General features: G+C 60.3%; 10 protein-coding genes. 6 read left to right on the forward strand and 4 right to left on the reverse strand.

The features are described 5' to 3' along the window. Window positions 1-209 precede the first annotated feature (209 nt). The 4 genes from AC15MQ_RS15410 (at window position 210) to AC15MQ_RS15425 (ending at window position 6,792) form a co-directional block, all read left to right on the forward strand. Window positions 210-809: a GNAT family N-acetyltransferase gene (locus tag AC15MQ_RS15410; RefSeq protein ID WP_483080541.1), complete on the forward strand. Its 600-nt coding sequence runs from the start codon at window positions 210-212 to the stop codon at window positions 807-809. A gap of 409 nt (window positions 810-1,218) precedes the next feature. Next, entirely contained in the window at window positions 1,219-1,605 is a 387-nt protein-coding gene (locus AC15MQ_RS15415; RefSeq protein ID WP_483080542.1) for a GNAT family N-acetyltransferase, read from the forward strand. Window positions 1,606-1,694: 89 nt separating this feature from the next. Beyond that, window positions 1,695-5,321 carry a formylglycine-generating enzyme family protein gene (locus AC15MQ_RS15420; RefSeq protein WP_483080543.1) on the forward strand — a complete coding sequence of 1,209 codons (3,627 nt, stop codon included), beginning with the start codon at window positions 1,695-1,697 and terminating at the stop codon, window positions 5,319-5,321. A 163-nt stretch (window positions 5,322-5,484) separates the two neighbouring features. After that, window positions 5,485-6,792 (forward strand): hypothetical protein, encoded by a 1,308-nt coding sequence (locus AC15MQ_RS15425; RefSeq protein WP_483080544.1) that lies wholly within the window; start codon window positions 5,485-5,487, stop codon window positions 6,790-6,792. A gap of 182 nt (window positions 6,793-6,974) precedes the next feature. Here AC15MQ_RS15425 and AC15MQ_RS15430 read toward each other — a convergent pair whose 3' ends face one another. Further along, entirely contained in the window at window positions 6,975-8,537 is a 1,563-nt protein-coding gene (locus AC15MQ_RS15430) for a gamma-glutamyltransferase (RefSeq protein ID WP_483080545.1), read from the reverse strand. 147 nt (window positions 8,538-8,684) lie between these two features. Here AC15MQ_RS15430 and rpmB point away from each other — a divergent pair, with 147 nt between their 5' ends. Continuing rightward, window positions 8,685-8,918, forward strand: coding sequence for a 50S ribosomal protein L28 (gene rpmB / locus AC15MQ_RS15435; protein WP_287460652.1), 234 nt, complete (start codon window positions 8,685-8,687; stop codon window positions 8,916-8,918). A 14-nt stretch (window positions 8,919-8,932) separates the two neighbouring features. Next, window positions 8,933-9,088: a 50S ribosomal protein L33 gene (rpmG, locus tag AC15MQ_RS15440; RefSeq protein WP_015767232.1), complete on the forward strand. Its 156-nt coding sequence runs from the start codon at window positions 8,933-8,935 to the stop codon at window positions 9,086-9,088. Between the two features lie 102 nt (window positions 9,089-9,190). Here the strand turns inward: rpmG and aroG are convergent, their stop codons facing one another. The 3 genes from aroG to AC15MQ_RS15455 all read right to left on the reverse strand — a co-directional run bounded on the left by aroG (window position 9,191) and on the right by AC15MQ_RS15455 (window position 14,470). Next, a complete protein-coding gene (aroG, locus tag AC15MQ_RS15445) occupies window positions 9,191-10,270 on the reverse strand; it encodes a 3-deoxy-7-phosphoheptulonate synthase AroG (protein WP_483080546.1) in 1,080 nt (359 codons plus the stop codon). 127 nt (window positions 10,271-10,397) lie between these two features. Next, window positions 10,398-13,625 (reverse strand): ATP-binding protein, encoded by a 3,228-nt coding sequence (locus tag AC15MQ_RS15450; protein WP_483080547.1) that lies wholly within the window; start codon window positions 13,623-13,625, stop codon window positions 10,398-10,400. Next, complete coding sequence (locus tag AC15MQ_RS15455) at window positions 13,622-14,470, reverse strand: PstS family phosphate ABC transporter substrate-binding protein (protein ID WP_483080548.1); 849 nt, start codon at window positions 14,468-14,470, stop codon at window positions 13,622-13,624. Before AC15MQ_RS15455 ends, AC15MQ_RS15450 begins: the two co-directional genes overlap by 4 nt.

Below are 14,470 nucleotides of genomic sequence, written 5' to 3' on the forward strand. Positions count from 1 at the left end.
GGCAGTTTGGATTGTCTGGCACTTCACCTTGCACGATCATGGCGGGTTCGATAAGGTATCGGTCTTGCGGGCGTTATGTTCTTGTCCTCGACGAGTCCAGCGACCAGTGATGCCAGAAGCGGCTGCCCGCACCACCGTCGTCGCCCACAGCAGCGGTAAAGCATTACTGCGGTGTGTTGGGAGGAGGACAGAACTGGATCTGACACCATATGACCTTTGTTGACCTGTGTGACACACCCGAAGATCATCAGCGGCTTGCCCGCTTTTTTCATGAACTCTTTGTTCCCGGCTTTCCCGATCCCGACGAAAGGGAGTCGCTAGAAACGCTGCAGCAGAACCTGATCAACCGCAGCAATGGATTCTATGGGGCCAACAACTACCGGATTGTCCTTGGGTTGGATGGCGAGGTTCCCGTGGCAGCGTGCATTGCCGACTATCTGGCGGAATCCAACTGCGGAGCGATCGAGTACATCCTCGTTTCGGAAGACCGGCGCGGCGAGGGATTGGGGCGACGCATTCACGACTACACCGTCGGAGTCCTGCTGGGAGACGCAAACACTGCCGGAAAGTCGGGCCTCGACGCGATCATGGTCGAGATCAATGACCCCTATCAGGTCTCGGCCGAGTCGGACAACGTTGACCCATTCGACCGGGTCATGATGTGGCACAAATGGGGGTACCAGCGCCTGCGCTTCCCTTATGAGCAACCCGCGCTGTCGGTGGAGCAGGCCGCCGTCACCTGTCTTCTGCTCGGGGTCAAGGTGCTGCAACCCGGCGCTGGAAAAGATCTTCCCCGCCACGCTGGCTAGGCAGATGGTCGTCGACTACCTGGTATGGGCCAACCGGTTTGACGCTTTCGACAGCGGACCCGTTCTACCGCAAGATGACTGCTTATGCAGAGGCGCGCAGCAGCGTACCGCTGGAGCGGCTTGATACGTATATCGGACGCAATCCCGAGAAGCCGCTTACCGTACGCCCGCTCACCGGCGCTGATGATCTCGAGTATGGAGCAATGGTTGCCATCTATCTCCGTGACCTTTGGCGAAGGGGATGAGGCGGTACCACCGGAGCACTTTTGCCCGTGCCCTCGCTGCGTACCGACTACAAGCATACGCGCTACCACGTCTGGACATTTTCGGATCTGCCTGGGAATTCTGCGGCCGGAATGGCCACTTTTTATGCGATGCCGCAGCTCGGCATTTCTCGGCTACCTTGTGCTTGGAAGATCCGCTGCGCGGACGTGGCTTGGCGCGTGTGGCGCTAAAGCGGATCGAGCAGCAGTTGATCCATGATCATGCCGACATCAGGTACCTGTATCTGGAATGTGCGCCAGGCTCGCCGCAGCAACAAGTCTTCCACGCAGTAGGCTTTAGGGAACTCGATGTCGGGTATCACCAACCTCCGCTCTGTGACAATGCAGATCGGATGACGGTCCTTGGACCGGCAATGGCGCTAATGTGCAAGAGATTGGGTGATAATATGATTGAAGAGATTCCAAACGATGACGAGACTAAGGAACACGTCGAACAGATTCTAACTGTGGTCTACGGCCTGGTCGAGACTAAGCGGTCGATCTGCTACCGTTCGATGTTCAAAAACAATTAACCAGTTGGGAGGGGCGACTCGTGGACAACGGTCGGTTCAACATATTTATTAGTGGCGTCAGTGGGGAATTCGAGCATTGGCGAAACTACTTGAAAAAGCGTCTCGAAGATTGTGGCGCGAACGTCTTTGCACAGAACCCGAATCCTTGTGTAGTCGGGGATGCCGAAGGCATTTACAGGCAAGTATTCGCTTCTCACTTGGTGATCTGCCTGATTGGTAGTAAAGAAGGGCGTTACATCCCGGAAGAGGTAATGCAGGATATGCATCAAAAGGGATTAATGCCGCCGCAAGCGCCGAACGAGTTGACATGGACACAATGGGAATACTTTTGCGCCAGGCAGCTCCGCAAGGGCTCCGCGAAGGACGGTTCAGCTCCCTGGCTGATGACTTTGCTATGTAACATGGAGGATCCGGAAAAAGACATAAATATTATTGCTGGATTGCCCGACGGCCAGAGGCGACATGTCAGCTCGATCGTTGAGGAAGGAAACAGAGCCATAAGCCCGATCTGGTCTGCCGGAGTGCATTCAGCAGAGGACGTTCTAGGCTTGTTTCTGTCTGCCGTCTCTGACAAGGCGGGCAACTTGTTCGAACCGTTTCAAGCTACCATGTGGCGGGATGTGCGGAAGCGATATCGGGCGGCTGTAGCGAAAAGGTGGGAGGTCGACTTTGGTGGAGACAGCACTCCGCTTGACACATACGCCCCCGAGGGCTCCAGGTTCGTTAGCGACCAACGCATGCAAAGGCTGGCGCAACCGTGTGTACACCTGCGAAAGGTCCTTTCTCCCGAGGCCTTTCTCGCCGGGCGTGACACCGAGCGGGAGCTCAGACTCCACGATTCCGGGACTTGGCATGCCTGCGAGCGCAGTTCGATCATCGGTCTGATGGCCGGGGAGAATGAACAGCGCGATGAGTTTCGGCCACAGATTCCCATCATTCCCACCAACGGTCACACGTGGGCGCCGCGTGTGTGCATTGTGTCAGCGGGTGGGGTCGGAAAAACCTCATGCACGCGTCGAATAGTCTACGACCTTTCGACAGGACAGGGGATAAACGACGGAGTGCTGGCGATACGCATCAGCGCCCTTGAACTCTCCAATAAAGACAGATCTCCTAGATCTCCTTCGGAAGTTGCTATCCCGCTCGCCATGGCCATGAAAGAGGTTCTGGGTGATACGGCCTTGATGGGAATTTTTCCTTTCAACCCCGAGATGGCGGCTCGCATCCCCGCGCAAGATTCGCCTGAAAACCTGAATCACTTCTTGGCCCGGAGGATCATGCTGGATATCATCACCGGTCGCCTGGTCATCGTGATCGACGAATTGGACCATATCCAGCAGACGAACTTGCCTGTCCTCATAGGCGCCCAACGCGACTCTGACTGGTCGGGCTGCCCGATCGTCGTGGCGTGTCGCCCGCATGCGCTTCAGCAATGGGACGAAGCCATTTCCGGCACGCAATCGAAGGTAAACCTCTTGAACTGGTCCTTCGTTGAATTATGCGAATTTACGGAAAAGCAAAGCCGCTGGATGCTCGGCAAGGTTAGCGAGACGGTTGAACACGAAGACCACGAGCTGGGTCGCTACGATGTCCTAAAACATAACCTCCGTGGCCAGATCCATACACCGCGAATTCTGGATTACATACTCAGGTCGAGTTTTAAGATCGATGAGTTGCGGTTGCTGCGAACCGCCGCCGACGTCTACTGGAAGGTTATCAATTCTATCCTTGAGCCGAACATCGAGGCGATAAGCTCCAAAGGGGGAGAATTCCAGAGTCAACGCCCAAGAACCGGTTTCCAATGGCACATCCTCGGTGTCTTGGCGGCAGCCGCCTACTCTTGCGTGATTACGAACGATAGACGCGATCATGTGGACTGGGACCAGATAAAAGAGTGGCTCGATCAGGCTGTTCGTGAGCAGGGACAGAAAGGCAGATTGCTCGATTATAAGGCCAAGAAATATCTGGCAGAGGATCGCCGCTTCCTTGCAACTCTCTCCGCGATCGTCGACAACGGGTTTCTCGAGCCGGTTCGTGAGGTTTCCGATGCGCCGATTCTGGGTTGGAAGCTCAAATGGGATAACCTTACCATTCGGGATTTCCTGGCGGCCTATTGGCTCGCTCAGCATGGTCCTTCGGGCTGCACAGACGGACTGCCGACTCTTCCTGCCAGGAAGGTGTACTTTCCCGATGGCAAAGAGGGTGATGAACGTTTCGCCTACTATGACCTCAACTGTTTTCTTGCGGATATGCCTGTGGATGCGACATATCCGGCAAGTTGGATTTCTGCCGCGAAGGCTTGGTATAAGCCTGACCCCACACTTGACGGGCGACGCCGTGCATCTGAAATGTTGTTTCGGTCTTGGCCTAAAATGCATCTTTTTGCCGGCCGCGAAATGGATGATTGGTGGGACGTTCCCTACTCGATTATTGCCGATAATGCAGCCGGGAATCAGCGCATTGAGGCTATCCGTAGGCTGGAATGGAATCCAGCACACTGGAACCGCCGCGTCCAAGACGGTTCGTGCCCGTCAGCCCAAAGTGCCGCTCAAGCTTGTCTCGACGCCTTCGCCAAAGAGTTCTCGGAGTTGCGTTCTAGTGACTCCAGTTCTATCCGTCAACTGACGCAGGAATTTTCCTCTGAACGTTGGAAGGATGTCGGCGCAGGCATGTTCCAAATGGGATCTCCCGAGGACCGGCAGGGAATGCCTCCCAAGACCCGTGCCTATTGGTGTGATTTACTCCGACGTGCCCGTAGTGGTGGCCCAGGAGACGGTCCGGGCGATCTCGCGCAAGAGTGCACACCTCTGGAATGGTTTTCTGGTGCTGTCGGTAAACGATACCGAGATGAAGACGTGGCCTTCATGGAGAAAATATTCTCAAATTACTTGACGGCGGTAAATCAACCGGAATGCGATATAGCTAAAGCCGAGGCACAGGTGGTCGACAAGATCACTGACCTTTGGCGACCAAGGGACGAATCCCCGAAGAAAGGCGAGGAATTCCAATCGGTTTCGGCGTTCACACTGAATGAGCTGCCAGTTCAGTTGAAACTCTACCTGATTTTCGCCGGTGGCCACGAGGAGCTTATCGCGCGAAACTTGCGCGACCATGGTGCAGCCGCGGATTACCCTCGCGAACGACCGGTGATCTTTATCGGTTGGTACGACGCTTGGGCTTTCTGTCAATGGGCCAATTGGACCGAGGCAGGAGTGCACTACCAGTGTAGATTACCGCACGAGCCGGAATGGGAATTCGCGTGTAAACATGGGGAGGATGGCGAGTTGACCGATTTCCGCCAACGCTACTGGTGGGGCGATTCGTTCTACAGCGACGAAGGTAATGGGGAAAAGGAACAATTAAGCAAACCTGAAGCCCACGCGATCGGCTATCCTGGCGCCACGCGCGATCCAAGTACGGCAAAGCCGAATGGATTGGGGCTTCGAGACATGCTTGGTAACGTTTGGGAATGGATGGCCAATCACTATGATCCGCGCTGGCTCGAGGCGGAGGTCCGAGAAGGGAGAGTCGTTGCCGCGTATTCAAGACTCTTGCCAGCGTATCGACCGCCAGACAACGCCGTCCGATCCCTGCGCGGCGGCTTGTACTACTACCTGGACCACATATCAAGCTGCGCTAATCGATATCGTCAAGTCTGCGACGATGCCGACTATAAGAAGGGGTTTCGCGTTGTGCGAGAAATCGTTGGCAGTTGAATATCTGCACAAGACCAGCCGTAAGAATATTAACCTGCTGTGTCCGGGTGAATGTCTTCAAGATGTTACGTGGTAACGCCCGGACCACAGGGAGTATGTGAGCGGCACCGCCAAATCTACTGCTTGCTAGCTTTATAACGCAGCAGTAAGTCGACAGTACATAATGACCATGCAAACAATACAAGTAAACCACCTGAAGCAAAAGCTCATCAGTGGAGCTGATTCACCAGAGACGCTGGTGATATTGACCTTGCCTGAAATTCGTAACGCGGAAATATTGCATGCTAGTAAAACTTTCAACACTGCTGATGGCGACGTTGTTGGTCGCCACGGTGATGTCGCCGTCACGGCTTATGGCCATGAACAATATCCTATTTTAGACAGCGTCTTCTATGGGACATACGAAATAATTGGCTCGGTTGGTGCCCGATTAGTTGCACGGCGACTCATTCACGCACGCCACGCATGGGTAATTATTTCAGAAGGTGCTGAATTCAACTATGGCGAGGGCCGCGGCACAGTAGGTGTTCTAAAGGACTCATGGCGCTATCAGTCGGATGATGACGATTTTGGTGTCATTAATGCGGGGGTAAAAGACAAGGCACATGCAATCGTAGGTACTAAAGAAAGCATAGAACAAATAGACTGGGAAAGACTATTTCGCTTATCAACAACAGCTCTTGCATTCCTTCCAACTTTTCTCACGCTTCTGGCGCTTGTCGCATTCGCGATGATGCAATCGGGCCTGGTCTGGGCATCAAGCTGCTTTATTTTTATAGAAACAATACTGCTTATTATAGGAGCAGGCTACGTTTATTACATGCGCAAGAACCGTTTCGAGTTGCGTGCGGCCGTCCGCTCCGGTGTTCGTCTAGCGAAGGACTTCCAAGTTTCTGTTGAATTGCTCGGCCATCGTAGCTCATTTGAATTTCCGAGTATGTCCCTTTGGCGTGCAGCGCAAATGCCCAGCCCAACGTTAGCGGAGATTGAAACACCGGCCGGGTGGACTGAATTGGTCAAGAAGCTGAAGAATCAATTGCATGCAACTCAGGACACAATACTCTATCAACTCAAGCGCCACGAAGCCGAGGAACAGATTGCCAAGTGGGGCTCCATCGTAGCTGTGATCGCCATCATCTGCTGCAATGCCTATCTACTTTGCGTAGATCATTCGATCAAGACCGAGTTATTCGCAATTTGGCTGCCATCGCTTGTCGGCGCCTTGCACGCATTCAATTCAAGAAGACAGGTTGGGCAGCGCATTGACGCCCTCCAGGAGTTGTCAGCGGAGTTGAAATTCTTGCAGCATCAACTCTTACGGTTCGTCAGGGTTGAAACGGCAGCACCGCCTGACGCCATGCCTATCGAGGATTTCAAGGCCACAGTTAGACTCCTATGTAAAGTCGTCGGTCAGTACACCCAGCGGCAGATGCGTTTCGCATTAGCGGAAACTCCGGATTTACCGGTTTGAAGCTCAAGTCCTAACGTTCCAGATTTCAGCCAGAATCCGTTTTACGGGTGACTTAACATGACGCGGGAACTGGCGGCAGATGAAAGCGACGATCTGGGACACTTCCCGCATGTATGTGGACCGAGATCAAGGTTCGCTGAGCGCGCAGGGTGGTGCCGCTTGCCCATAGCGGGAGCCGGCTGCTACTCGGCGACCACGACCACCCCGCCACGTCTGCGGTCGCCGGCGCCGCACAATCGGCCATCGCTGTCGGCAACGCAATTGACGCCGCCGAAGAACATGCTTTTCGCGTCGAAGCGGGTCGCCTCCGGCCACGCGGAGTGCAGCGCGTCGACGACTCCGGCTGCCAGGCCTGGGCTCTCGAACCAGAGTTTCCGGCCCTCGACGTGCAGGCGCGCGGCGTTAACGACTTCGTCGAGCGGGCGTCGATAGGCCAGCAGGTTGAGCAGGGCCTGCAGGATCGCACTGCGAATCCGGTTCGAACCGCCGCTGCCGAGCGCGAAACACGCTCGATCGCCGGCGAGGACGACGGTCGGGGACATCATCGTGCTCATCGACACTCCCGGCGGCAACTGATGGAAGCCCGCGGGGTTGATGTCATCCTCGCCGAGAAAGTTGTTGACGTGGATGCCCAGTCCCGGCAGCACATGCCCGCAACCTTCGCCATTGCTGGTGGTCATCGCCGCCGCCATGCCCTGCGCGTCGAGTACCGAGATATGCGTGGTCGCGCCGAGCGGGTTCTCGCCGCGCAGCGCGCGCGCGACCTCGACCCAGGCGGGCAGGGCGACACCGGCGACCAGGTCACGGATCGACGCCGGGTCGCGGTGCAGGCGCTCGTCGTAACCCGACTGGCGGATCTGCGACACCGTTGCCAGCACCGCCGCAATCGCCAGTTGATGCTGCTCCGACAGGAATGCCTCCTCGCCCAGACCGAGTGTCTCGGCGAGGCGCAGGCCGACGCCGATCAGCCCGCCGCCCGCCGAGGGCGGTGGGTTGGTCAACACCGTATAGGATCCGAAAGGGACCCGCAGGGGCTGCCGTACCACCGGTGCGTAGGCGGCGACGTCCTGCGCGGTGATCAGCCCGCCGTGTGCCGGCCCGAAGTCCTCGATCAGCGACGACCAGTACCTGGCCACCTGGGCGTCGGGATCGCCTTCGCCGAGCGCGTGCAGAAAGTCGCCGAGGTCGGGATTGGCCAGGCGATCGCCGGCTTGCGGCAACACGCCGCCGGGCAGAAACAGGCGGGCCACCGCCGGCGATCGGCGGGCGATCGGCGCGATCAGTCTGACGACCATCGCAATCTGCGGACTGATGGCGAACCCGTCGCGCGCCCAGGCCGCCGCCGGCGCGACGACTGCACGCAGCGGCAGGCGCCCGGCACGCCGGTGCAGTTCGAGCAGGCCAACGAGTTCGCCAGGCACCGCCGCTGCCGCCTTGCCGACGTGAAAGACTTGTGTGGTCTGTCCGAAATCGACCGTCACCGGTGCGAAGTCGAGGACCGGTGGACCGGCGAGGCCCTGTCCGGGCGTGTGGGCAAAAAAATCGAGGACTTCGTAACCGTCGGCGGCGTCGCCCCAGACGCAGGCGCCGCCGCCGCCGAGCGAGGTCAGCGGCAGTTCGGTGACGCATGCCGCGAGTTTGGCGGCGACGATGGCGTCGATCGCGTTGCCACCGCGGCGCAGGAGGCGCGCTCCGGCCTCGGCCGTATGCGGCTCGGAAGCCGCGATCACTCCACGAATGCTCATGGGCAGAGAATACGCGATGGCGCGGCGGCCGGGAAGGTGTCGTCCGCCTGCCGAATAGTGCCAACGGTTGGGAAATTGCTTGAACCTGACCCGCTGCTTGGGCTAAAATCGCGGGCTTTCTTCCCAAAAACAATTGGAGCAACAATCATGGCGCGTGTTTGCCAGGTTACGGGCAAGGGCCCGATGGCGGGGAACAATGTTTCCCATGCCAACAATAGAACGAAGCGCCGCTTCCTTCCGAATCTGCAGTATCGCCGCTTCTGGATCGAGAGCGAGAACCGCTGGGTGCGCTTGCGTGTATCGAACGCTGGTTTGCGAACGATTGACAAGAATGGTATCGACGTCGTGCTCGCCGAGTTGCGCGCGCGCGGCGAGATCTGACCAGGAGAGCAGCCATGCGTGACAAGATCAAGCTAGAGTCTACCGCCGGTACCGGCCACTTCTACACCACCACCAAGAACAAGAAGACCATGCCGGGCAAGATGGAGATCAAGAAGTACGATCCAAAAGCCCGCAAGCATGTGATCTACAAGGAAATCAAGCTCCGCTAGGCGGCGCGGTCAGGACCGCGCCCCGGCGACGGGCCGCCGCCGCCAAAACGCGCGAAGGGTGGCGCGCCGCCAGCGTGCGACACCAACGGCGTCACGCGCCGGTCACTGCGCCGCTTCTACCAGGCGGCGCGCGCGTACCCCATTGGCCAGGGTTTCGAGAACCAGCAGCGAATCCTCCCAGCCCAGACAGGCGTCGGTGATGCTCATGCCGTACGTCAGCGGCTGCCCCGGTACCAGATCCTGACGTCCTTCAACCAGGTGCGACTCGATCATCACGCCGATGATCCGCTCGTCGCCGGCCGCGAGCTGGCTGGCCGTGTCTCTGGCGACTTCGATCTGTTGCTTGAACCGCTTGCTGCTGTTGGCGTGCGACGCATCGATCATCAGGCGTGCGGCGAGCCCGGCCGCCGCGATTTCCTTGCAGGCGGCGTCGACGTGCGCCGCGTCGAAGTTGGGAGCCTTGCCACCGCGCAGGATCACGTGGCAGTCCTCGTTGCCGCCGGTGGATACGATCGCCGAGTGGCCCGCCTTGGTGACCGAGAGAAAATGGTGCGGTGTCTGTGCCGCACGGATCGCGTCGATGGCAATGCGGATGTTGCCGTCGGTCCCGTTCTTGAAGCCGACCGGACACGACAGGCCGGAGGCCAACTCGCGATGGACCTGTGATTCCGTGGTGCGTGCGCCGATCGCCCCCCAGGCAATCAGGTCAGCGGTGTATTGTGGGGTGATCGTATCGAGAAATTCGGTGGCGCAGGGTAGCCCCAGATCGTTGATTTCGAGGAGCAGGCCGCGCGCCAGGCGCACGCCTTCGTTGATGCGAAAGCTGTTGTCGAGGCGCGGGTCGTTGATCAGCCCTTTCCATCCGACCGTCGTGCGCGGCTTTTCGAAGTACACCCGCATCACGATCAGGAGGTCGTTTTCGAAGCGAACGGCTTCCTTCTGCAAACGCGTGGCGTATTCGATGGCCGAATCGACATCGTGGATCGAGCACGGCCCAACCACGACCAGCAGGCGGTTGTCGGCGCCATGCAGGATGCGGTGGATGTTCTGGCGGGCGTTGTAGGTCGTCAGCGCAGCGCGTACACCGACCGGAAACTCGCGGAAAACGTGGGCCGGTGGGACCAGTTCCTTGATCTCCCTGATGCGGACATCGTCGGTATTGGGCTTGCTCTGCAAGGTCATCGTGCGTTCTCCTGGCTTCCGGCCGGACTTGGTCAAGGGGTCGATTCTAATGGAAACGCCGACTGGATGGTGCACTGCGGTATCGGGCGCAAGGTTGGGCTGCAAACCGCTGGCCGCGGCCGCGCTGCTACCCGCCGGCTGTCGGCGAGCCTTGCAATTGACGGGCCTGCCGCGCGCGCCGCAGCGTGTGCAGCGCCTGATGGAACCGGAAGTTGGTGATCTGCTCCTCCAGGCGAGAGGCCAGCGGCCCGAGTGCCGTCCGGAGACGGTCCGCGGATTCGTACCACAGGTCGGTGGCCCGCGTGTCGTCGTCGGCGAGTAGCGCCTCCAGTTGTTCCAGGACCTCCAGCAAGGGGGATGGAGCAGCCTGCAGGGCGGGCGGCTGCCGCTCTGCCTCCAGACGCTGGATCGCAGTCACCAGGGGGTGCAATTCGCCGGCCAGGGCGTCGATCGCCGTTTCCAGTCGAGCGGCAGAGGCCTGTTCCCGAATGGCGATTTCGAGCGCAGCGGCCCGCTCACGCAGGGGTTCGGCGCCAATCGTCGCGGCGATGCCCTTGAGCGTGTGCGCCAGGCGGCGAGCGTCGGCGAGTTCTCCGGCAAGCACTTTGGTGCGCAGACGCTCGACATCGTCGCCATGGTTGTTGGCGAACATCCGCAGCAGGCGGACGTAGAAAGACAGATCGCCGCCTGCCGCCTCCTTGCCGAAGTCGACGTCGAGGCCGGCGATGTCGGCCAGAGGCAGCGAGAGAGGCGCCGTGTCGGCGGCCGGGGCCGGGCGTTCGGCTGTCGGCGCGGGTTCTTCGGCAGTTGCCGGCAACCAGTGCAGCAGCATCTCGTAGAGCCGGGTCGGGTTGGTGGGTTTGGCGAGGTGGTCGTTCATGCCGGCTTCGAGGCAGCGCTGACGGTCGTCGTCGAAGGCATTGGCGGTCAAGGCGACGATCGGCAGCAAGCCGCGGCCGGGGAGTTGCCGGATCAGGCGAGTCGCCTCGGGGCCATCCATCACCGGCATCTGCATGTCCATCAGCACCAGGGCGTAATCGTCGGCACTTCCCGGCTCGGTCGCGCGCAGCCGCTCGACGGCTTGCGAGCCGTTGCCGACGACGTCTACCTGCAGACCGACGGCCAGCAGCAAGGCGCGCGCCACCTCCTGGTTCACGAGATCATCCTCGACCAGCAGCAGCCGCAGGTTCCGGTAGTGGGGTCGCCGGATCTGATCGGCGGGCAACGGTTGGACCGACGCCTGTGCCGCCGAACGGTCGGCTGCGGCGGGCAGGTCACCGGCAAGTGCCGGTGCACCCGCCTGCGGTCGCTGCAGGCGGACGTTGAGCCAGAAGGTGCTCCCGACACCGGGTTCGCTGCAGACGCCGACCTCGCCGTGCATCAGGGTGGCCAGGCGTTGACAGATCGCGAGTCCGAGACCGGTGCCGCCATACTTGCGGGTCGTCGATTGGTCGGCCTGGACGAAGGGCTGGAACAGGCGCGCCTGTTGCTCGCTGCTGAGGCCCACCCCCTGATCGGCGACTTCCAGCCGTAACAGCGCTGTCGTACCCACGGATTCGACCAGCCGGGCGCGCACGCTGATGTTTCCACGTTCCGAGAACTTGACGGCGTTGCTGACAAAGTTCAGCAGCACCTGCCCGAGGCGCAGCGGGTCGCCTCGCAGGCAGGCAGGAATCGCCGGATCGATCTGCCGGCGCAGATGCAGGCCTTTGGCCCGGATTCTCTCGTCGAGCAGATTCAGCGTATCGTCGATCACCTCCAACAGGGAAAAGTCGGTTTCTTCGAGAGTCAGTCGGCCCACTTCGATTTTCGACAGGTCGAGCACGTCGTTGATGATGCCGAGCAGGTGCTGAGCGGCATCGTTGACCTTTCCCAACTGGGCTCGCTGCCGGGAGTCGGTAATCTCCTGCAGCAGCAGGTACGTGAGCCCGAGAATGGCGTTCATCGGTGTGCGGATCTCGTGGCTCATGTTCGCCAGAAACGTGCTTTTCGCCCGGCTGGCGGCCTCTGCACCTTCCTTGGCTTCGGCGAGCTCCGCCGTACGCAACTCGACCAGTTCCTCCAGGTGATAGCGGTGTCGCTCGAGCTCTGCGTCGGCGCGATTGCGTTCGGCCAGATCGACGTCGATGCAGAAGAACTCCGGTGCTCTGCCCGGCGCCTGCAGCACCACATGATTCGAAAAGACGGCGACTCGCGAGCCGTCCTTGTGCTGCAGCAGCAGTTCCTGCGGGGGAGTGGCGACGCCGCTTCGACCCATTGCCTCGATCGCCTGTCTGACCGACGGACGTATTTCCTGTGGAATGATCAGATCCAGCAAGTTGCTGCCAATCGCCTCGGCTGCCGAATAACCGTACAATTTCTCGGATGCAGGGCTCCAGAAGCGGGTTGTGCCGTCGGCCGAATAACCCTGCATCGCGATCGAGTCCACCTCCTGGAGGATCCGGCGGAATCGATCCTCGGAGTCCCGCAGGGCGTCGGCCGCCAGCTTGTCTTCGGTGATGTCGCGCGCGTACCCGACGGTACCGATGACCTTGCCGTCGAGCGAAAGTGGCGACTTGTAGGTTTCGAACCAGCGGCATGCGCCGCCGGTTTCGATCAACTCCTCGACCCGCTTCGGCTGGCCGCTGGCGAGAACGGCCAGGTCGTCGGCGCGGTACGCCGCAGCGAGCTCCGGCGTGGTGATCAGCGCGTCGGTCTGGCCCAGCAGCGACGCCGCCGAGGGCTGCCCGAAGGCGGCGGCGAAGCGTGCGTTGACCGCCAGGAAGCGGCTCTCGTTATCCTTCAGCCAGACCATGAAAGGGAAGTTGTCGAGCAACGCGCGCTGGTATTGATCACGCGCCTGCAGCGCTGCTTCGGCATCGGCCAGTGCCCGTTGCGGCAGGCGGCGCAGCGGGCCCCAGATCAGCCAGGCCATGATCAGGCTGCCGAACAGCAGTGGCATCCCGGTCAGCAGTTCGCCGGCAATCGCCTTGTCGATGTCGATCTGGCCGACCGGCTGGCCAAAACAGTGCAGGGTCCGCTGACGCGACAACGCGGGGCCGGCGAGCGGCTCTCCGGACTCCAGCAGCCGCTCGCCGCCCGTCTTCGACACCGTCACCCGCGTGCCTGGAGAGGCATGGTGCTCGACAAGGCTGCGCAAACGATCGGATGCCAGGTCCCATTGCTGTGGTTGAGCGGCGATGAACTGCTCGAGTACCAGAGCCTGGTAGTGCAGGGATTCGTCAAGACGCTCGTAGACGTTGCTGCGCAGGTGCAGCCAGTAGACGGCTGCCGGCAGCAGCGCGACGCAAAGCGCCAGCGTCGCCGCCAGGCGCGTCAGCAGCTTGACCACCGGGGGTTGCAGGGGCGCATTCACTTGCCGACCGGCAGGTAGTCGTGCGCCAGCAGCAGTTTTTGCGCGTCCGCAGAACGCAGGAAGAGAGCAAAGCGTTCCGCGGTCGGACTTGGGTGCGGCGGCAGTACGACGGTGAGCGTCTTGCGCCAGAGGTACGTACCGCTTTGCAATGCGGCGAGGGACGGTGCCACCCCGTCGATCGGGAAGACGATCAGACGAGCGTTCTCGGTGTTGAGCAGGCCCAGCGTGGTCGGTCCGAGCGAGCCGGATGTCCTGGCGATCAAGCGCAGGGTATCGAGGTCATGGTCGCCGGTCACCATGCCCGGTCGCTGGGCTGCCGCGGCGACGGAGCTGGCCATGGCTGGTGACATGCTCCGGAGCAGGGCGCTGTCGCTTTCGAAGCTTGCGCGCAGAATCAGCCGGATCGGCGAACCGTCTTGCCAGGCTTGCTGCTGCCCCTGGTAAACCGCGGCCAGTTGGTCGAGGCTGAAGCCGCGATCCTGCCGCCCGTCGCGAGAGGCAAGTACGAAGGCCGTTTCGGCAAGAACGAAATGTTCGCCGACGCGCGCCGCTTCCTCCGGATGCAAGGCCCGACCGATGACCACCAGGTCGATCCGGCCGGCTGCCAGCGCCTTGACTGCGCCATCCGAGCCCAGAGGTGGCGACAGATGGATCAGCGTGGTATTGGGGGCCTGCTTGTGAAATCGTTCGAAAAGCAGCCGGACCAGCGGTTCGACCGAGCCGATGCCGCCAACCGACAGCGATTCGGCGTTGGCCGTCAGGGCCGCGCACAGCGCGTACACCACGATCAGCAGTGTCCAGCACGACCGGTGGGTGAGTGCTGGTGTACCGGCATGCTGCGGCAA

This window comes from Candidatus Accumulibacter propinquus (assembly GCF_056856495.1).

Coding starts and splice junctions, on each gene's coding strand:
- AC15MQ_RS15430 (WP_483080545.1), bottom strand. CDS start 8,537: ATGAGCATTCGTGGAGTGATCGCGGCTTCCGAGCCGCATACGGCCGAG.
- AC15MQ_RS15425 (WP_483080544.1), top strand. CDS start 5,485: ATGACCATGCAAACAATACAAGTAAACCACCTGAAGCAAAAGCTCATC.
- AC15MQ_RS15410 (WP_483080541.1), top strand. CDS start 210: ATGACCTTTGTTGACCTGTGTGACACACCCGAAGATCATCAGCGGCTT.
- rpmG (WP_015767232.1), top strand. CDS start 8,933: ATGCGTGACAAGATCAAGCTAGAGTCTACCGCCGGTACCGGCCACTTC.
- rpmB (WP_287460652.1), top strand. CDS start 8,685: ATGGCGCGTGTTTGCCAGGTTACGGGCAAGGGCCCGATGGCGGGGAAC.
- aroG (WP_483080546.1), bottom strand. CDS start 10,270: ATGACCTTGCAGAGCAAGCCCAATACCGACGATGTCCGCATCAGGGAG.